This window comes from Pseudomonas sp. P7548 (assembly GCF_013386585.1).
In the GTDB taxonomy this organism is placed as follows: Bacteria; Pseudomonadota; Gammaproteobacteria; order Pseudomonadales; family Pseudomonadaceae; genus Aquipseudomonas.
Window position 1 is genome coordinate 45,392 of sequence record NZ_JACARO010000063.1, and the last position, 19,425, is coordinate 64,816.

At 60.9% G+C, this 19,425-nt stretch carries 19 protein-coding genes; 6 read left to right on the plus strand and 13 right to left on the minus strand.

Features of this window, described 5'->3' with window-relative positions; translation table 11 throughout:
- The first annotated feature begins 22 nt into the window (after window positions 1–22).
- Complete coding sequence (locus HX803_RS23425; protein WP_178923928.1) at window positions 23–742, plus strand: PA5502 family lipoprotein; 720 nt, start codon at window positions 23–25, stop codon at window positions 740–742.
- Between the two features lie 106 nt (window positions 743–848).
- Here the strand turns inward: HX803_RS23425 and katE are convergent, their stop codons facing one another.
- Window positions 849–2,978, minus strand: coding sequence for a catalase HPII (gene katE, locus HX803_RS23430; RefSeq protein WP_178923930.1), 2,130 nt, complete (start codon window positions 2,976–2,978; stop codon window positions 849–851).
- A 229-nt stretch (window positions 2,979–3,207) separates the two neighbouring features.
- Between katE and HX803_RS23435 the strand changes: the two genes are divergently transcribed.
- Genes HX803_RS23435 through HX803_RS23445 form a run of 3 tightly spaced genes read left to right on the plus strand, consistent with a single transcriptional unit; the run spans window position 3,208 to window position 5,711 of the window.
- Window positions 3,208–4,215, plus strand: coding sequence for a methionine ABC transporter ATP-binding protein (locus tag HX803_RS23435; protein WP_178923932.1), 1,008 nt, complete (start codon window positions 3,208–3,210; stop codon window positions 4,213–4,215).
- Window positions 4,215–4,889: a methionine ABC transporter permease gene (locus HX803_RS23440; RefSeq protein ID WP_178923934.1), complete on the plus strand. Its 675-nt coding sequence runs from the start codon at window positions 4,215–4,217 to the stop codon at window positions 4,887–4,889. Before HX803_RS23435 ends, HX803_RS23440 begins: the two co-directional genes overlap by 1 nt.
- 51 nt (window positions 4,890–4,940) lie before the next feature.
- Window positions 4,941–5,711, plus strand: a complete 771-nt coding sequence (locus HX803_RS23445) for a MetQ/NlpA family ABC transporter substrate-binding protein (RefSeq protein ID WP_092241435.1) — start codon at window positions 4,941–4,943, stop codon at window positions 5,709–5,711.
- A gap of 145 nt (window positions 5,712–5,856) precedes the next feature.
- Here HX803_RS23445 and HX803_RS23450 read toward each other — a convergent pair whose 3' ends face one another.
- From HX803_RS23450 to HX803_RS23470, 5 genes are read right to left on the minus strand one after another with little or no spacing between them, the layout of a single operon-like run.
- Window positions 5,857–6,492: an SCO family protein gene (locus HX803_RS23450; protein ID WP_178923936.1), complete on the minus strand. Its 636-nt coding sequence runs from the start codon at window positions 6,490–6,492 to the stop codon at window positions 5,857–5,859.
- Window positions 6,489–7,388 carry a heme o synthase gene (cyoE, locus tag HX803_RS23455; protein ID WP_178923937.1) on the minus strand — a complete coding sequence of 300 codons (900 nt, stop codon included), beginning with the start codon at window positions 7,386–7,388 and terminating at the stop codon, window positions 6,489–6,491. Before cyoE ends, HX803_RS23450 begins: the two co-directional genes overlap by 4 nt.
- Window positions 7,376–8,455, minus strand: a complete 1,080-nt coding sequence (locus tag HX803_RS23460; protein ID WP_178923938.1) for a heme A synthase — start codon at window positions 8,453–8,455, stop codon at window positions 7,376–7,378. The genes cyoE and HX803_RS23460 overlap by 13 nt, the downstream gene beginning before the upstream one ends.
- Window positions 8,456–8,465: 10 nt before the next feature.
- Window positions 8,466–9,059, minus strand: a complete 594-nt coding sequence (locus tag HX803_RS23465) for a hypothetical protein (protein WP_178923939.1) — start codon at window positions 9,057–9,059, stop codon at window positions 8,466–8,468.
- The gene (locus HX803_RS23470) at window positions 9,025–9,789 is read right to left on the minus strand and encodes an SURF1 family protein (protein WP_178923940.1); all 765 of its coding nucleotides are present in this window, start codon (window positions 9,787–9,789) and stop codon (window positions 9,025–9,027) included. Before HX803_RS23470 ends, HX803_RS23465 begins: the two co-directional genes overlap by 35 nt.
- A gap of 45 nt (window positions 9,790–9,834) precedes the next feature.
- Here HX803_RS23470 and HX803_RS23475 point away from each other — a divergent pair, with 45 nt between their 5' ends.
- Window positions 9,835–10,038, plus strand: coding sequence for a twin transmembrane helix small protein (locus tag HX803_RS23475; RefSeq protein WP_176994627.1), 204 nt, complete (start codon window positions 9,835–9,837; stop codon window positions 10,036–10,038).
- 6 nt (window positions 10,039–10,044) lie between these two features.
- Here the strand turns inward: HX803_RS23475 and HX803_RS23480 are convergent, their stop codons facing one another.
- From HX803_RS23480 to coxB, 4 genes are all read right to left on the minus strand, one after another.
- Window positions 10,045–10,932, minus strand: coding sequence for a cytochrome c oxidase subunit 3 (locus HX803_RS23480; RefSeq protein ID WP_176994626.1), 888 nt, complete (start codon window positions 10,930–10,932; stop codon window positions 10,045–10,047).
- Window positions 10,933–10,967: 35 nt separating this feature from the next.
- Window positions 10,968–11,519 carry a cytochrome c oxidase assembly protein gene (locus HX803_RS23485; protein ID WP_176994625.1) on the minus strand — a complete coding sequence of 184 codons (552 nt, stop codon included), beginning with the start codon at window positions 11,517–11,519 and terminating at the stop codon, window positions 10,968–10,970.
- A gap of 136 nt (window positions 11,520–11,655) precedes the next feature.
- A complete protein-coding gene (gene ctaD / locus HX803_RS23490; protein ID WP_178923941.1) occupies window positions 11,656–13,239 on the minus strand; it encodes a cytochrome c oxidase subunit I in 1,584 nt (527 codons plus the stop codon).
- A gap of 58 nt (window positions 13,240–13,297) precedes the next feature.
- Complete coding sequence (gene coxB / locus HX803_RS23495) at window positions 13,298–14,425, minus strand: cytochrome c oxidase subunit II (protein ID WP_178923942.1); 1,128 nt, start codon at window positions 14,423–14,425, stop codon at window positions 13,298–13,300.
- Window positions 14,426–14,794: 369 nt separating this feature from the next.
- Between coxB and HX803_RS23500 the strand changes: the two genes are divergently transcribed.
- Window positions 14,795–15,442, plus strand: coding sequence for a hypothetical protein (locus HX803_RS23500; RefSeq protein ID WP_178923943.1), 648 nt, complete (start codon window positions 14,795–14,797; stop codon window positions 15,440–15,442).
- A gap of 292 nt (window positions 15,443–15,734) precedes the next feature.
- Here the strand turns inward: HX803_RS23500 and HX803_RS23505 are convergent, their stop codons facing one another.
- The 3 genes from HX803_RS23505 to HX803_RS23515 form a co-directional block, all read right to left on the minus strand.
- Window positions 15,735–17,276 (minus strand): SulP family inorganic anion transporter, encoded by a 1,542-nt coding sequence (locus HX803_RS23505; RefSeq protein ID WP_178923944.1) that lies wholly within the window; start codon window positions 17,274–17,276, stop codon window positions 15,735–15,737.
- A gap of 85 nt (window positions 17,277–17,361) precedes the next feature.
- On the minus strand, window positions 17,362–18,093 hold the full coding sequence (locus tag HX803_RS23510; RefSeq protein WP_178923945.1) for a carbonic anhydrase: 732 nt from the start codon (window positions 18,091–18,093) through the stop codon (window positions 17,362–17,364).
- Window positions 18,094–18,323: 230 nt separating this feature from the next.
- Window positions 18,324–19,382 carry a PA0069 family radical SAM protein gene (locus HX803_RS23515; RefSeq protein WP_178923946.1) on the minus strand — a complete coding sequence of 353 codons (1,059 nt, stop codon included), beginning with the start codon at window positions 19,380–19,382 and terminating at the stop codon, window positions 18,324–18,326.
- Window positions 19,383–19,425 lie beyond the last annotated feature (43 nt).

Below are 19,425 nucleotides of genomic sequence, written 5' to 3' on the forward strand. Positions count from 1 at the left end.
GCGCAAATAGAGAGTCGCAGGAATGAAGCCGTTCACCTCCCGTTATCTGCTCCTTGCCGCATTTTCCCTGCTGCTGGGCGCCTGTCAAAGCACACCGCCCGCGGCCCCCGAGGTCCCGGACGCACGCGCTGCGGCCATCGCGCAGCTGGAACAAAACCTGGCCAGCAGCGAGCTGGCCACCGCCGAAGACGAACTGGCCGCGCTGCAGGCCCAGTCGCCCAACGACCCGACGCTGGAGCCCTACCAGCGCCAATTGGCCGAAGCCTATCTGCAACGCAGCCAGATCGTGTTGCAAAAAGGTGACGTCAACGCTGCCGCGACCGCCCTCAGCCGTGCCCGTGCGCTAATGCCCAAGGCACCGGCACTCACCGGTGGCGTCAACAGCGCCATCAGCCACGCCCGCAAAGCCGAGCTGGATAAAGCCGAGGCCGCCCTGAAGGCCGCCGAAGCCAAGCCCGTCGCCAAGGTCATCGACCCTGCCGCTGAGAGCACGACGGTGGCACTGAACCTCACGGATATCGAAGAACTGCGCCATCAGCTCGATGCCATCGCCACCGACGTGGTGAACTACCAGTGCGACGTGAGCATCCAGGCGCCGCGCACCGAGGATTACCCATGGTTGGCCACTTTGCTGACCAAACGGGTGAAGCGCATTGATTCGGCGTATGACTTGAAGATTCACCGGCAGATCTTGAAAAAGATTCCGGCGCAGGTCGTGCTGATTCCGCGCAAGGCGCAATAAAGCAAAAAGCATCGCAGGCAAGCCAGCTCCCACATTTGAATGTATTCACACTTCAAATGTGGGAGCTGGCTTGCCTGCGATGACAATCTAGCAGTCAACCAAAAGCTTAAGCCGGAATCGCCCTGGCCTTAGCCTCCCGATCCCAAACCCGATGCTGCGCGATCGCCGCCACAAACGCCTTCAACGCCTTGGCATCCCCGCCCACGATCAACCCCGCATCCGCCTCCAGCTTGAGCAGGTCCACCAACTGCTTCGCCTCACCGGCCACCGCAATCGCCTTCAGATGCTTGTAGGCCTCCAGCAGGTAATGCAGCGCCACGCCATCTTCACTCAGGGCCTTCACCGATTTCGCGCCTCCCGGCACAAACACCGCGTCGAACGCCACCGAGGGCAAACCTTCCATGGACGCGTCCACCGGCAGGCTCTTGCCATCGGCGGTGGTCACCGGTGCTGACGTCGGCCCCAACAATTTGGCATGGGCACCTTCGGCCTTGAGCACTTTCGTCAACGCCTCGATCGTCGCGCCGTCCACGCCGTTGGCCGCCAGGATCGCCACCTTGCGCGTCTTGATGTCGCCCGACAACAGGTTGGCCTGGCTCAAAGCTGGTGAGCGCGACAACGAGGTTTTGCGCTCTGGCACCGTACCTTTTTTGGGCACCGGCAAGCCCAGGTTCTGCGCCACACGCTTGGCAAGCTCGAGGTCAATGTTGGCCAAGATCTCATTCACCTGTCGCGCGCGAATGAACTCACGCTCCACCTTGCCCAGCTCAAAGCTGTAGGCCGCGATGATGTGCTCTTGCTCGTGCTTGCTCATGCTGCGGAAAAACAGGCGCGCCTGGGAGAAGTGATCCCCAAACGATTCACTGCGTTCGCGCACCTTATGGGCATCGATGCGCTCGTAGTAAGACTCGAAACCACCATCCTGTGCAGCAGGAGGCGTTTCCTTCGGCCAGCCACCGTCGATGGAGTTGGGTTCATAGGCCGCACGCCCCTTGTCAATCGTGGTGCGGTGCATGGCATCGCGCTGGCCATTATGGAACGGCGCCACCGGGCGGTTGATCGGCAACTCATGGAAATTCGGGCCACCGAGTCGGCTGATCTGCGTATCGGTGTAGGAAAACAGGCGACCCTGCAACAATGGGTCATTGGAGAAATCGATGCCCGGCACGATATGGCCTGGACAGAAGGCGACCTGCTCGACTTCAGCAAAGAAGTTATCCGGGTTGCGGTTCAGCACCATCTTGCCCAGCGGGGTGATGGGCACCAGTTCTTCAGGGATCAGTTTGGTCGGATCGAGAATGTCGAAGTCGAATTTATGCTCGTCCTCCTCGGCAATTACCTGCACGCCCAATTCCCACTCAGGGTAATCGCCCATCTCAATCGCTTCCCAGAGATCGCGGCGGTGGTAGTCGGTATCTTTACCGGCGAGCTTTTGCGCTTCGTCCCACACCAGCGAGCAGGTGCCGGCGGTAGGGCGCCAGTGGAATTTAACGAAGCTGGATTGCCCTTCGGCGTTGATGAAGCGAAAGGTGTGCACCCCAAAACCCTGCATGGCCCGTAGGCTTTTAGGAATCGCCCGGTCGGACATTGCCCAAATCACCATATGCGCCGATTCCGGCTGCAGTGACACGAAGTCCCAGAAGGTATCGTGGGCCGAACCGCCTGTGGGAATCTCGTTGTGAGGCTCGGGTTTTACCGCGTGAACAAAGTCGGGAAACTTGATTGCGTCCTGAATGAAAAACACCGGCATGTTGTTGCCGACCAGGTCGAAGTTGCCTTCATCCGTGAAGAATTTCACGGCAAAACCGCGGACGTCGCGCACGGTGTCGCCGGAGCCCCGAGGCCCTTGCACAGTGGAAAAACGCAGAAAAACCGGGGTTTTATGGCCAGGGTCGCGTAAGAACCCTGCCTTGGTCAGTGCCGAATGGTTTTCATAGGTCTGGAAGTAGCCATGGGCACCGGTGCCCCGCGCATGCACGATGCGCTCCGGGATACGTTCATGGTCAAAATGCGTGATCTTTTCACGCATGATGAAATCCTCCAGCAGCGATGGCCCGCGTGCGCCGGCCTTCAAGCTGTTCTGGTTATCGGAAATCTTCACACCCTGGTTGGTACGCAGGGCCTGGCCGGTCGCGTCGGAGCGAAATGCTTCCAAAGCCTGAAGTTTGGCATTGGTGTTCTTACGGTCCAGGGTATCGGTGCCGGCGAGTTCGCTCTTTGGCTTTTTCGTGCTCATCAGTCAAAACTCCTTATTCGGACCCAGGCACGGCACCTGGGTGATCGGGCTGCCTAAGTAGTGACTGACGGGGTTTTGGGCCGTTCCTTTTTTATGACCTTTGATCGCGTTATTGCCAAATCAATGGATGAATGCGAAATAAATGCTAAGAAAGACTATACGGACAGGCTAAAATGCGCGCCCGGCTAACCGCTGATCCCTTTTCCATGCGCCCCACAAGGTTCGCTACGTGATCGAGTTTCATAACGTCCATAAAACCTACCGCGTCGCCGGTAAGGATATCCCCGCGCTGCACCCCACCAGCCTGCGCGTCGAGAACGGCCAGGTGTTTGGCCTTATCGGCCACTCGGGTGCGGGTAAAAGCACCCTGCTGCGCCTGATCAACCGCCTTGAAGAGCCAAGCGGCGGCCAGATCACGGTGGATGGCGAAGAAGTCACCGCCCTGGACGCCAACGGCCTGCGCCGTTTCCGCCAGCAGGTCGGGATGATTTTCCAGCACTTCAATTTGCTGGCGTCCAAGACAGTCGCCGACAACGTCGCGCTGCCGCTGACCCTGGCCGGCGAATTGTCGCGCAAGGAAATCGACCTGCGCGTGGCTGAACTGCTCGCCCGCGTTGGCCTGTCTGACCACGCCAGGAAGTACCCGGCCCAGCTGTCGGGCGGCCAGAAGCAGCGCGTCGGCATCGCCCGCGCCCTGGCGACCAAGCCAAAGATCTTGCTGTGCGACGAAGCCACCAGCGCCCTCGACCCGCAGACCACCGCATCGGTGCTCAAACTGCTGGCCGAGATCAACCGCGAACTGAACCTGACCATCGTGCTGATCACCCATGAAATGGACGTGATCCGCCGCGTGTGCGACCAGGTGGCCGTGATGGACGCTGGCGTGATCGTCGAGCAAGGCTCAGTGGCAGAAGTATTCCTGCACCCACAGCACCCGACCACCAAGCGCTTCGTGCAAGAAGCCGAGCAGGTCGACGAAGGCGAACAGCGCGATGTGTTCGCCCACGTGCCGGGTCGCATCGTGCGCCTGACGTTCCAGGGCGAAGCGACCTACGCGCCTTTGCTGGGTACCGTCGCCCGTGAAACAGGTGTGGACTACAGCATCCTCGCCGGTCGTATCGACCACATCAAAGACACGCCCTACGGCCAATTGACCCTCGCCGTCACCGGTGGGGACATGGAAGCCGCGTTCGCCCGCTTTACTGCGGCAGACGTCCACATGGAGGTCCTGCGCTAATGGACGTTTTGTTGAGTTTCTTCGCCAATATCGACTGGTCGGAAATCTGGCTCGCCACCGGCGACACCATGACCATGCTGTTTGGCTCACTGTTCTTCACCGTGGTGCTCGGCCTGCCGCTGGGCGTGCTGCTGTTCCTGACCAGCCCGCGCCAGCTGTTCGAGCAAAAAAGCCTGTACGCCTTCCTGTCGCTGATCGTGAATATCCTGCGCTCACTGCCGTTCATCATTCTGTTGATCGTGATGATTCCATTCACCGTACTGCTTACCGGCACGTCGCTGGGTGTGGCCGGTGCGATTCCGCCGCTGGTGGTCGGGGCGACGCCGTTCTTCGCACGCCTGGTGGAAACCGCCCTGCGTGAAGTGGACCGCGGCATCATCGAGGCCACCCAGTCCATGGGCGCTACCACGCGCCAGATCATCACCAACGCCCTGCTGCCCGAAGCCCGCCCTGGCATTTTCGCGGCGATTACGGTGACGGCGATTACACTGGTGTCCTACACGGCCATGGCCGGTGTCGTAGGTGCTGGTGGCTTGGGAGACCTGGCGATCCGCTTTGGTTATCAGCGCTTCCAGACCGATGTGATGGTGGTCACCGTGGTGATGCTGTTGATCCTGGTGCAAATTCTGCAAACCGTCGGCGACAAGCTGGTGGTGCATTTTTCTCGAAAATAACGGCCATTGCCGGCCACAAGCCGGCACATGCCCGAACAAGGAGCTTGTTGGATGAAAAAACTACTGGTTGCTTTCGCCGCCGTTGCCGCGTTTTCCGCCCACGCCGAGACCATTACCGTCGCTGCGTCGCCTGTGCCTCACGCGGAAATCCTGGAATTCGTGAAACCTGCACTCGCCAAAGAAGGCGTGGATTTGCAGGTCAAGGTCTTCACCGACTACGTGCAGCCAAACGTACAGGTGGCTGAAAAGCGCCTGGACGCCAACTTCTTCCAGCACCAGCCGTACCTGGATGAATTCAACAAGGCCAAGGGCACCCATTTGGTGAGCGTTGGCGCGGTGCACCTGGAGCCCCTGGGCGCCTACTCCAGCAAATACAAGAAGCTGGACGAGCTGCCAAGCGGTGCCAACGTGGTCATCCCGAACGACGCCACCAACGGCGGCCGCGCGCTGTTGCTGCTGGCCAAGAACGGCCTGATCACCCTGAAGGACCCGACCAACATCCTGTCGACCATCAAGGACATCACCGCCAACCCTAAAGGCCTGAAGTTCCGCGAACTGGAAGCCGCCACCCTGCCGCGCGTACTGACCCAGGTCGACCTGGCGCTGATCAACACCAACTACGCACTGGAAGCCAAGCTGGACCCGTCCAAGGACGCCCTGGTGATCGAAGGCAGCGACTCGCCTTACGTGAACATCCTGGTCACCCGCGAAGACAACAAGGATTCGGACGCGGTGAAGAAGCTGGTAGCAGCCCTGCACACGCCTGAAGTGAAGCAATTTATCGAAGAGAAGTACAAAGGCGCGATCAAGCCAGCGTTCTGATCCGACTCGATCTTCAAAAAACACCGAAGATCAAAAATGTGGGAGCGGGCTTGCCCGCGATTACGGAGTGTCAGTCACCGAACAGGTTAGCTGGCCCACCGCAATCGCAGGCAAGCCAGCTCCCACAGTTGTTTTGCGTTGCCTGTTATGGACGCTTCAACAACACCGGCAACTGCGCCACCAATTTCTGGTTGTTCAACGGCGCCCGAATAAACCCACGCTGAGTCCCGTCCGGCCCAATCACCGCCAAGTTGCCGCTATGGTCGACGGTGTAGTTGGGCTTGCTGGTATCGGCCGGGATAAACGGAATGCTCACCGCATTCGAAACCTTCTGCACATCCTCCACGTTTGCGCCGGTCAGCCCTTCAAACTGCGGGTCGAAGTAACCCAGGTACTGCTTGAGCTGGGCCGGGGTGTCGCGGTTCGGGTCGACGCTGACCAGGATCACCTGCAACTTGTCCACCGCCTCTTTAGGCAGTTCGCTCTTGATCTGGCGCAGCTGGGCGAGAGTGGTAGGGCAGATATCCGGGCAGAAGGTGTAGCCGAAGAACAGCAGGCTCCACTTGCCTTTCAATTCGTTGACCACCACCGGCTGGCCTTCCTGATTGGTCATGCTCACTGGCGGCAACTGGCGGCTTTGCGGCAGCAGGATAATGCCGGCGTCGATCAGTGCGGTAGGGTCGCCCTGGCCTTTGCCCGAGAGCACTTTGTTGACGGTCAGGCCCATGATCAACGCGACGATGGCCACCAGGATGAAGACGGTTTTTTGAGTTCGAGTCATAGGTTCAACAATAAGTAGTGGTCTACGAGCAGGGCGATGAACAGCAGCAGCAGGTACCAGATAGAGTACTTGAAGGTGTTGATCGCCGCGTGCGGCTGAGCGCCACGGTACAACACCAGGGCCCATTGCAGAAAGCGCCCGCCCAACAGCAGCGCACAGGCCAGGTACAACAGGCCGCTCATGTGGATCACGTACGGCATCAGGCTCACCGCCAGCAGGGCGAAGGTGTAGAGCAGGATGTGCACCTTGGTGTAGTGCTCGCCATGGGTGACCGGCAACATGGGGATGTCGGCCTTGGCGTATTCCTCCTTGCGGTGGATGGCCAGGGCCCAGAAGTGCGGCGGGGTCCAGGCGAAGATGATCAGCACCAGCAGCAAGGGTTCGGCGCTGACATGCCCGGTCACGGCCACCCAGCCCAACAGCGGCGGCGCGGCCCCGGCGAGCCCGCCGATGACGATGTTCTGCGGTGTCGCGCGCTTGAGAAAGCCGGTATAGATCACCGCATACCCCAACAGCGACGCCAGCGTCAGCCAGGCGGCCAACGGGTTGGTAAAGGCCAGCAGCAGGGCCAGTCCCGCCACCGCCAGAAACAACGCAAACGCCAACGCGGCCAGCGGCGACACACGCCCCTCGGCCAACGGGCGCTTATGGGTGCGCGCCATCACCGCATCAATGCGCCGGTCCACCACATGGTTCACCGCCGCTGCGCCACCGGCGCACAGGGCGATCCCCAGGTTACCGAATACCAGCACCGTCCAGGGCACCCCGGCGCGCGTGGCGAGGAACATGCCCACCAGGGAGGTGATGAGCATCAGCACCACCACTTTCGGCTTGGTCAGCTCCAGGTAATCACGCCAGATCGGCTGGCTGTGGCGTGCGCCGATCAAGGTCGCCATGGCATCTCTCCTTTAAGGGTGATGAGGCCCGATACGTGTTTGCGCGGAATGAAGCGCCAGCCGAAGCGTGACGGGTTGCGCACCCGGACCAGGCTGGTACGGGCGTGGTAATTGACCAGCACCAGGCTCAACAACAGCGCCGCGCCACCTGCGTTGTGCGCCACCGCCACCGGCAATGGCAGATGGAAATACACGTTGCTCAGGCCCAGGCTGATCTGCGCCGCCAGCGCGATTAGCAGCAGGCCCGCCAACCGCGTCATGCCCACTGCGCGCAGTTGCCAGGCCAGGCCCAGCAGCACCAGAGTCACGATGACCGCACCGATGCGGTGGGTCAGGTGGATCGCGGTGCGCGCATCGCTGTCGAGCTGCCCGCCCAAGTAATTGGGGCCGATGTGTTGGGTGAGGTGAAACCCGTTGGCAAAGTCCGCCGCCGGCCACCACTGGCCGTGGCACGTGGGCAGGTCAATGCAGGCCACCGCCGCATAATTGGAACTGACCCAGCCCCCCAGCGCGATCTGGCCGATTACCAGCACCAACCCCGCCGTCGCCCAATATTGCAGGCGCTTGGGCACGATCAACGCGGGCAACACGCCGGACAAGCGCAGGGTCAGCAGAAACAACAGGCTCAGGGTCGCGAAGCCGCCCAGCAGGTGGCCAGTCACCACCTGCGGCCACAGCTTGAGCGTCACCGTCCACATGCCGAACGCCGCCTGGGCGAACACCACCGCCAACAGAAACAGTGGCAACTTCACCGGCTGGCCCGGATCACGCCGATGGCTCCAGGAGCGCGCCGCCAACAGCACGATCAACAACCCCAGGGTGCCGGCAAAGTAGCGATGGGTCATCTCGGCCCAGCCCTTGTCGGCCTCGACCGGTGCATCCGGAAAATGCAGCTCGGCGTGGGCCAGTTGGGCTTCGGTCTTGGGCACGCTGATAAAGCCGTAGCAGCCCGGCCAGTCCGGACACCCCAGGCCGGCATGGGTCAGGCGGGTATAGGCACCCAGCAGCACGACGAACAGCGCCAGCAAGGTGGCAAACAACGCGAGGCGAAATCCAGGTTTGGCCATGACGATGCCCTTATCCGATGTTCGACAGTTTCAGCAGCAGGCGCAGGTCGTTGAGCAAGTCCTTGCCCTTGACCTTGGCGTCGTAGCGCAGCACCAGGTTGCCGTGGGGGTCGACGATCCACAGCTGCGCGTCGCCGGGTGCAGCGGCGTCTTTGGTGAAGGTCGACAGGTCCAGGGGGTAGCGCTGCAACTGCGGGTATTCGGCCTTGAGCTTGGCTTCGTATTCGGTTCCGACCGGTAGCGCGCTGGCCAGGGCATGACTGGCGCGGGAAGCATCGCGGCCCAGGCTGATCTGCAGTTGGCGCGCGAGGTACACCAATTGCTGGCAATCGGCGGCGCAGGCGGTGGGTGCAGTCACCAGCAGTTGCCAGCGGTCTTCATCGGCCTGCACACCGATGTCGGCACGCGTCTGACCATTGCCGATCATCTCGCCGTGGTAGCTGCGACTCTCGGGCACCCAGAACTGCAGCTTGTACATGAAGGTGGCCAGTGCCATCGGGCCGATCACCATCATCAGGATCAGGATCAACTGCCAGCGGCCTTTGCGTCGGTCGGGCGTGACAGGCGCGTCAGACATGTTGAGTGGATTCATGGCCGCTCCCATGGTGCTTCTCCTTTTTGTTATGCCATCCGAGGTAGAGGTAAAGCGCCAACAGCGCCACTGCCATGGCAAACCATTGCACGGCATACCCCAAGTGTTTTTCCGGGCCCATGGCGACCACCGCCCAGGTGGTGTCGTACGTACCGGCGCCGGCTTCTGCGCGCAGCTCGTAGGCAAACCCGTTGCGGCCCAGCTCCGCCCACAACGCAGCCGGGTGCAGGGCAGTGAGCAGGCGCGGCCACTGTGCGCTGGCTGGGTCGGCGTGCAATTGGAACGTTTCGCCTGGAGCCACGTAGACCCAGGCGTCGAGGTTCACCGGCTGATTGGGGGTGGTGAAGACGGGCGGGACACGTCGGTCTGGCCAAGGCAGCCAGCCGCGGTTGAGCAACAGCCACTCGCCGCTGGCCTGGTCATGAAAGGGTTGCAGCAGCTCGACGCCCGCCCGTCCGTCACGCATGCGGTTGTCGAGCAACACGCTGTGTTCGGCGTCGAACTGGCCGCGCAGGCGAACGCGACGAAAGGCCGGGTCAGTCAAGTCGACGAGTTGCGCGCTGCTCACCGGGTCAGCCACACGGCGCTCGGCATAGCTGTCCACCAGCAGCTGCTTTTCATGGCCGCGCGACAGTTGCCAGAACCCCAGGCCCACCATCAAGGGCAGCAGCACCAGCACCACCAATGTGGGTGCGAGCCCTGGGCGAAAGTCTTTTATGGCGGTGGCTATACTTGTTTTCATTGCCCGCCCCTCTCCTCAATGCCCTACCGCGCCAGGAACCCAGACATGCTCAAAGCCGCCATTGCCCTGATGCTGATCGCGACCGTCGCGAGCCTGTTCAGTGGCTTGTTCTTCCTGGTCAAGGACGAGGGCAACTCCAACCGCCTCGTCACCGCCCTGACCGTGCGTGTGGTACTGGCCGTGATCACCGTGGCGTTGATCGCCTGGGGCTTTTTCAGCGGCCAGTTGGTGTCCCATGCGCCGTGGTAAGACGCGTCACAGCACGTAGACGAAGAAAAACAGGCCGATCCACACCACATCCACAAAATGCCAATACCAACTGGCCGCCTCAAAACCGAACTGGTGCTCGGCATTGAAGTGCCCCTTGAGGATGCGCATCAGCATCACGAACAAAATGATCGTGCCGATGGTCACGTGGGCGCCATGAAAGCCTGTGAGCATGAAGAAGGTCGCGCCGTACACGCCAGAGCCGAGGGTCAGGCCCAGCTCTTTATAGGCATGCATGTACTCCTCGGCCTGGAAGCCCAGGAATGCCCAACCCAGCAGCACGGTGATCGCCAGCCAGATTTTCAACGCACCACGGTGCCCCTTGCGCAACGCATGGTGCGCCAGGGTGATGGTCACGCTGGAACTGACCAGCAGGATCGTGTTGACCAGCGGCAAGCCCCACGGGCTGATCGTGCCTTCCGGCGGCGGGTACAGTTTTGGGTCAGGGTTGTTGAGCAGCGGCCAGGTAAATTCGAAGTTCGGCCACAGCATGTGCGCGATGCCCTTGTGGCCTTCGCCGCCCAGCCACGGGCCGGACATATGCCGCACGTAGAACAGCGCACCGAAGAAGGCGATAAAGAACATCACCTCGGAAAAGATGAACCAAGTCATGCCCCAGCGGAACGAGCGGTCCATCTGTGGGCTGTACAAACCGGCGCGGCTTTCCTTGATCACCGCGCCAAACCAACCGAACAGCATGTAGGCCAGCAACAGGCCGCCGACGAAGAAAATCCACGGGCCGTGGGATTCCGGGCGCGCCGCCTTCAGGTCGTTGAACCACACGGCCAGGCCGTACACCGTGATCAACATGCCAAACGTAGCAATTATTGGCCATTTGCTTTGCGCTGGTACGTAGTACGTATCATGAGACGACATGTATTCGCTCTCCTGATTGAGGGGGCAAACAGTAGCTAGCCCCCGGTGTGGACAGCCACCGGCGGTTGGCGCGCAGTGATATCGAACAGCGTGTACGCCAGGGTCAAATGCTTCACATCCTTGGGCATGTCGCGATCGACAATGAAACGCACCGGCATTTCGATGCGCTGGCCTGGCTGCAGCACTTGCTGGGTGAAACAAAAACACTCGGTCTTGTGGAAATACATCGCCGCTTCCGCCGGGGAAATACTCGGTACGGCCTGGGCGGTCATGGGTTTATCGGTAGGGTTGTAGGCCACAAACAGCATCTCGGTGACCGCACCGGGATTGACCACCACTTCATCGGCCTTGGAATGGAACTCCCAGACCATGTCGATGGCATTGGTGGACAGGAACTGCACCCGCACCTGGCGCGTGGGGTCCACCACCTGCTCACCCTCGTACTGCCCGGCGGTCTTGCCGTTGATACCGAAGGCTTTGCACATCACGTCGTAGATCGGCACCAGGGCAAAGCCGAAGGCGAACATGGCCACCACCAGGATCAGCAGGCGGGTGACCAGCCGCCTGATCGGCACCGATTCAGCCATCACACACCCCCTCGCTGTTGATTTTCTGTGGGAGCTGGCTTGCCTGCGATGGCGGTGTCCCAGCTACCATTTCCGGCAACTGACACACCGCTATCGCTGGCAAGCCAGCTCCTACAAGGGATTTGTACAGAGGTGTTCATTTGACCTCCGGCGGCGTGGTGAAGGTGTGGTACGGCGCCGGCGAAGGAATGCTCCATTCCAGCCCTTCAGCCCCATCCCACGGCTTGGCCGGCGCAGGCGGGCCGCCACGGATGCACTTGATCACGATGAACAGGAAGAAGATCTGCGTAGCGCCGAACATGAACGCGCCAATCGACGAAACCATGTTGAAGTCGGCGAACTGCAGGTTGTAGTCCGGCACCCGGCGCGGCATACCGGCCAGCCCCACGAAATGCATCGGGAAGAACGCCAGGTTCATGCCCACGAAGGACAGCCAGAAGTGCAGCTTGCCCAGGGTTTCGTCGTACATGTGGCCGGTCCATTTCGGCAGCCAGTAGTACGCCGAGGCGAAGATGCCAAAGATCGCGCCAGGCACCAGTACGTAATGGAAGTGCGCCACCACAAAGTAGGTGTCGTGGTACTGGAAGTCGGCGGGCGCAATCGCCAGCATCAGCCCGGAGAAGCCGCCGATGGTGAACAAAATCACGAAGGCTACGGCAAACAGCATCGGCGTCTCGAAGGTCAGCGAGCCTTGCCACATGGTGCTGACCCAGTTGAACACCTTCACCCCCGTGGGCACGGCGATCAGCAGGGTGGCGTACATGAAGAACAGCTCGCCCACCAGCGGGATGCCGACCACAAACATGTGGTGCGCCCACACGATGAACGACAGGAACGCGATGCTCGCCGTGGCGTAGACCATAGAGGTGTAGCCGAACAGCGGCTTGCGCGAGAAGGTCGGGATGATCGAGCTGACGGCACCGAACGCCGGCAGGATCATGATGTACACCTCCGGGTGACCGAAGAACCAGAACACGTGCTGGAACAGCACAGGGTCACCGCCACCGGCCGCGCTGAAGAAACTGGTGCCGAAATGGATGTCCATCAGCATCATGGTCACGCAGCCCGCCAGCACCGGCATCACCGCGATCAACAGGAAGGCGGTGATCAGCCAGGTCCACACGAACAGCGGCATTTTCATCAACGTCATGCCGGGCGCACGCAGGTTGAGGATGGTGGCGACCACGTTGATCGCCCCCATGATCGAACTGATGCCCATCAGGTGGATGGCGAAAATAAAGAACGTCACGCTTTCCGGTGCATAGGTGGTGGAGAGCGGGGCATAGAAGGTCCAGCCGAAATTCGGCCCGCCCCCGGGGGTGAACAAGGTCGACACCAGTAGCAGGAACGCGGCCGGCAACAGCCAGAAGCTGAAGTTGTTCATGCGCGGCAGAGCCATGTCCGGCGCGCCGATCATCAGCGGGATCATCCAGTTGGCCAGGCCGACGAACGCCGGCATTACTGCACCGAACACCATGATCAAACCGTGCATGGTGGTCATCTGGTTGAAAAACGCCGGTTGCACGATCTGCAGGCCCGGCTGGAACAGTTCGGCACGAATCACCATGGCGAACGAGCCGCCGAGCAGGAACATGGTGAAGGCGAACCACAGGTACATCGTGCCGATGTCTTTATGGTTGGTGGTCAGCACCCAGCGCATCAATCCTTTGGCGGGGCCGTGGGCATGGTCGGCATGACCATGGTCGATCACAGTGCTCATGGCCGTTCTCCTGCAAGCGAGTGGGCGGGGCGGTTCAGGGCATACGCAGTGAGGGCTGTCATTTGCTTTGCGCCTGTTTCAGAGCCAGCACGTCTTTGGGCGTGACCATGTCGCCTTTGTTGTTGCCCCAGGCGTTGCGTTCGTAGGTCACCACGGCGGCGATATCCACTTCCGAAAGCTGCTTGCCAAACGCCGCCATGGCGGTGCCGGGCTTGCCGAAATAGACACGGTGCAGGTGGTCTTCCTTAGGTCCAATGGCGATCGGCGAGCCCTTGAGCGCCGGGAACATCGGCGGCAGGCCCTGGCCTTCGGCCTGGTGACAGGCCACGCAGGTGGTGTGGTAGACCTTGTCGCCACGGGCCACCAGTTCGTCCAGCGTCCACTCTTTGGAGGTCAGCTCCTTGAGCTTGGCGGCTTCTTCCTTACGCTCGCCGAGCCAGGTGTCGTAGTCGGCCTTGGACTTGACCTCGACCACGATGGGCATGAAGCCGTGGTCCTTGCCGCACAGCTCGGCGCACTGGCCCCGGTAGATGCCGGGCTTCTCGATACGGGTCCAGGCCTCGTTGACAAAACCGGGGATGGCATCGCGCTTAACCGCAAAGGCCGGCACCCACCAGGAGTGGATCACGTCGGCCGCCGTCACCAGGAAGCGCACCTTGGCGCCCACCGGAAGCACCAGCGGCTGGTCGACTTCGAGCAAATAGTGCTCGCCCTTGGTGGCCTGGTTGTGGATCTGTTCGGCGGGCGTGGCCAGGTTGCTGAAGAACTCCACGTCCTGGCCCAGGTATTTGTAGTGCCACTTCCACTGATAGCCGGTGACCTGGATATCGATATCCGACTCACTGCTGTCGTAGATGTTGATCAGGGTCTTGGTCGCCGGAATAGCCATGGCCACCAGGATCAGCAGGGGCACCACGGTCCAGAGGATTTCCACGGTCGTGCTCTCGTGGAACTTGGCGGCCACCTGGCCCGTAGACCGACGGTGCAGGATCATCGACCAGAACATCGCGCCAAACACGACAATGCCGATTACCACACAGATCCAGAAAATGGTCATGTGCAGGTCAAACACGGCGTGACTGACTTCAGTAGCCCCTGGCGCCATATTCGTTGTCCAGGCGGCTTGCGCCTGGCCGAATACTGACCACAACAGTAGGCCCATCCAAACGTGTGGATGTCGCGTCATTGCGGGTTCCCCTTTATGTTTCTTGTTATCCCGCCGGTTTGCACCTGCGGCGAAGGGAGCGGCTTCCATACTGCTTACAACCGCCTTGCCTTGCCTGCTTCATGCAGTTGGGCGTCATCAGCTAATTGCGTACAAATCCGAGTATAGACACGCCCTGCAACCCCGCAATGTGTAGGGGCAAATGAGTAAAAACAGACGGCCGGAGCCAATAAAACCGGGAGCGGAATCGTTTATCCGACGAACGATGGCAATTCGATATAACGGAGGCGCATAACCATGAAATAATTATGACAAATGCGTCTGAGGCGCTCGTATAAACGAGCTACCTTATCCTCTCCCTTTTCCTACGCCTGCATCACTGGAGCTTTCATGAACACCGCCGCATTGCGCGAGCAGATTTCCCGTGCCCATCAACACGAAGCCAGCACTGGCCAGCTTGCCCAGCAACTGGAAAAACAATTGCCGCACCTGCACTCGGCCATCTCCCTGGCTGACGGTGATCGCAACATTGTCATGACCCGCTTTGTCACCGCCTACATCGACCTCGTCCCCGACCTGCTGGACGCCGCCAATGACGTGGCCCGCGAAGCCGGCATCGAAAGCCAGATCAAGCCGGTACTGAAAATCGCCGAGCATTTCTTCCTGCAGCCGCCTGCGATCCTGGCCGGCCACGAAGGGCTCGACGGCCTGCTAGACGAGGCCTACCTGGCCCATCGCCTGGTGGAAGAGGTCAACGACCTGTACATCAAGCATTTCGGCCAGCCGTTGATTCCGGCGGATACCACGGTTGCCAACCTGATCGCGCACCAATTGATTGGCGAGCAGTTTGCCAACCAGCTGGATGAGGCGGTGCACTTGGCCGTGGATGAAATGTTGAACGAAGACAGTTTTGCACTGGAGTCGGTTGAAGCGTACCGCGAGACCCTCAAGAGCCCGGATACAGAAGCAGCGTGGAAGCGTTGGCCGTGCCTGTCGCGCCAGCTAGGGGTTGAGTTGGCGCTGGATCAACCGGCTTAATTTTCCGGGCCGCAAACGATCAACTGTGGGAGCTGGTTTGCCCTAACGCCAGTCAGTTAAGTGCAGCACGATCTCTGTAGTGAGCGGGCTTGTCGAATCGTCGCACCGCCCGCGCTGGGTGGCGCAGCTGCCCTAATCCGGTCGCCGCGCTCTTCCAGACAGAACTCAGTTGTCTGGTTTTGGGGCCGCTTCGCAGCCCAGCGCGGGACAAGCCCGCTCACTACAAGAGCCTGGCCACCCTTTGGTTCCTTAACTAACTGGCAAGCCAGCGCCTACAGGGTGGGTTGTGGTGTCAGGCGGGCGCGGAGCCCAGGCCTGCCGTCGTCCGCTCACGGCCTTCCAGCCGTCGCTTCAAGCCGCGTGCCTCGATCACCAGCGTCGAGCCCTTCGCCACATTCGCCCGTCCCCATTCCTCCAGCAACTCCAGGCAGGAGTGGTCGATGTAACTCAGGTTGCTCAGTGGCACATGCACGGTCGTCCCCGCAGGCACCGTCGCCAGCACTTGAGTCAACGCCGGCACTTTCAGAAAGGTCGCCGCACCGACCAACCGCAATTCCATCTCGCCTTCCTGGGGCAGGTCGATCAAGCTGATTTTCAGCCGCGAAGCCTTGAGGGCCAACGTGACCAACGTCAACCCGAAGCCGATCAATACACCTGTCAGCAAGTCGGTAAAGACGATCGCCAGTGCCGTCGCCGAATAGGTCAGCATCGGCATCCGCCCATAGCGCCCCAGCGCCTTGAATGCCTTGAGGTCAACCAACTTGATCCCGGTGTACACCAGCACGCCCGCCAGGCTCGCCACCGGAATGCTCTGCAGCACACTCGACAGCAACAGCACGAACGCCAGCAGCCACAGGCCGTGGAACATCGCCGACAGGCGCGTCGTCGCCCCGGCTTGCACGTTGGCCGAACTGCGCACGATCACCCCCGTCATCGGCAAGGCGCCGACCAGGCCACACAGCATATTGCCTACACCTTGAGCGGATAACTCCTTGTCGAAATCAGAACGCTGACCGCTGTGCATGCGGTCTACCGCGGCGGCGGAGAGCAGGGTTTCGGCACTGGCGATAAACGCCACGGCAAAGGCGGCGATCAGCAGTTGTGGGTCGGCCAGATTCAGCAAGTCACTGGGACGCAGCCAGTCGATGGCGTCCGCAAGGTTTTCCGGAACCTCCACGCGCTTGACCTGCAAGGCCAGCACCAGGCTTGCCACCGTGGTCAGACCAACACCCAACAAGGCGCCCGGTACAAAACGCAGGCTCTGCGGGCGTAATTTATCCCACAGGTACATCACCAACATCGTCGACAAGCCGAGCAGCCCCGCTTGCCAGCCAAGGCCACCACCCAGGGTGGGAATGGCTTCAGCCAGAGCCGCCGGGAACCCGGCCAGGTTGTCCAACCCCGAAGGCTTGGGCGCGCCATCGAGCATCACGTGGACCTGTGACAGCACGATCAGCACACCGATCCCCGCCAGCATGCCGTACACCACGGCGGGCGCCGTGACCCGGAACCAGCAGCCCAGGCGCAAGCGCCCGGCAACCAATTGCAGGAACCCCGCCAGCAACAGGATCGGCCCCAGCATCAGCATGCCGTGCTGACGCACCAGCTCGAACACCAGCACCGCCAACCCGGCAGCCGGGCCGCTGACCTGCAGGGGCGATCCCGCCAACCAACCCACCACCAGGCCACCGATGATTCCGGTAATCAGGCCTTTGGCCGGCGGCATGCCGGACGCAATCGCAATACCCATGCACAAGGGCAGGGCGACCAAAAACACCACCACAGAGGCGAGCAGCTCCCGCGGCAGTACAGCTTTCAATTGAGCAGCACGCATGATGACTCTCCCGAGACATTCGCCGGGCGTGGCAACGCCTGGCTGCTCTAATGGCAGCCATCGCGTTACCCGGCAAGGAAGTGTTTTAGAAGCGCGCTTTAGGCGTCGCGCATGGGATCGGCCCGTCGCCGCTCAACGAGCGGAAGGCCGACTGGTCGGCGTCGTAGGCGCGGATCTCACTGGTCTCGATGTTGTAGATCCAGCCGTGGATAAACAATTGACCATTGGCCATGCGCGAAGCCACGGAAGGGTGGGTGCGCAGATGTTGCAGCTGGGCGATGACGTTTTCTTCAGTCAGCACCTTCATGCTTTCGCCTTCGTTGGCACAGTCGCAATTGTCCTCAACCATCGACTTGGCGACCTCGGCATGGCGCAGCCAGGCCCTGACCGTCGGCATCTTCTCCAGACTGGCAGGGTTGAGCACCGCACGCATGGCACCGCAGTCGGAATGCCCGCACACGATGATGTGCTGCACGCCCAAGGCCAGTACCGCGTACTCGATGGCGGTGGAAACACCACCGTTCATCTGCCCGTAGGGCGGCACCACGTTGCCGACGTTACGGGTTACGAACAGATCGCCTGGAGAGCTTTGGGTAATCAGCTCAGGGACGATGCGCGAGTCGGCGCAGGTGATGAACATCGCCCGCGGGCTCTGGGCCGTGGCGAGTTTCTTGAACAGTTCTTCCTGCTGGGGGAAGACGTCGTGATGGAAATGCAAAAAGCCGTCAACAATATGCTTCAGCGCTGCATCGGCGGTTTCAGCCACCTGAGGGGCTGATGCCGACGCAGCCAACGGCTGTTTATCCTTGTCACTCATGATTCATCCTCTTGATTAAGGCGGGGGAATATTCAGGCCAGTTCGACGCCGGCTCAGGGCAATAGTTGTGAAATGCCACAGAGCAGGCTTCCGACCCATCAGTCACTCGCTGAACAAGGTAACCATCTAAACTTAATTCAAACTGAACAAACCGCTCTAGGTCGCAGGTTTCAGTGATATCAATGTGCGACCATTCCTACATAAGAACGCTCTTATCCTGACTAGTCTACCTATAACAATGCCATCTGCCTGCCCGGTGGGCAGAACGCTGTGCAATCCAGATTAAACCCCTCCCGACGATTGAGCCCCAGGCGTTTGATCGCCTTGCTGAAGCGCTGGGCCAGCAAATCGGCAAACGGCCCCTCGCCACGCATGCGCACGCCAAAGCGGCTGTCGTACACCTCGCCACCCCGCACTTGCCGCACCAGGCTCATCACATGGGCCGCTCGCTGCGGGTAATGCGCCGCCAGCCATTCCTCGAACAGCGGCGCCACCTCAAGGGGCAGGCGCAGCATCATGTAGGCTGCACTTTGAGCACCGGCTGCGTGGGCTTCCGTGAGCAGGCTTTCGAGCTCGCTGTCGTTGATCATGGGGATCATCGGCGAACACAGCACCCCCACCGGGATACCCGCCTCACGCATCACCCGGATCGCCCGCAACCGCGCCTTGGGCGCCGCCGTGCGCGGCTCCAGGATGCGCTTGAGTTCGTCATCCAGGCTGGTGAGGCTGATCATCACCGCCACCAGTCGCTGCTTGGCCAGCTCAGTGAGCAAATCAAGGTCGCGCAGGATCAGCGAGCCCTTGGTGATGATCGTCACCGGATGCCGGTAGCGCAGCAGCACTTCAAGGGTTTGACGGGTGATCCTGTATTCGCGCTCGATGGGCTGGTACGGGTCGGTATTGGAGCCCAGGTTGATCGGCGCACACATATAGCCCGGCTTCGACAACTGCTGCTCCAACACATCGGCGGCGTTGCTCTTGGCAATCAACTTGGTCTCGAAGTCCAGCCCGGGGGACATGTCCCAATAGGCATGGCTGGGCCGCGCGTAGCAGTAGATACAGCCATGCTCGCAACCTCGGTAAGGGTTGATTGAGCGATCAAACGGCAGGTCCGGCGAGTTGTTGCGGGTGATGATGGTCTTGGCCGTTTCAATGCGCACTTCAGTGCCCTGGGTGGGTGGCACTTCCTGGTACCAGCCGTCGTCCTCGACCACGCTGACGGTGGGCGCGAAGCGGTTGTGCAGGTTGGTGGCAGTGCCCCGGCCACGGGGCGGCAACGGAGTAGACATGAAAACGCCTCGATACTGTTTTTATATACAGTATCGAGGCGCA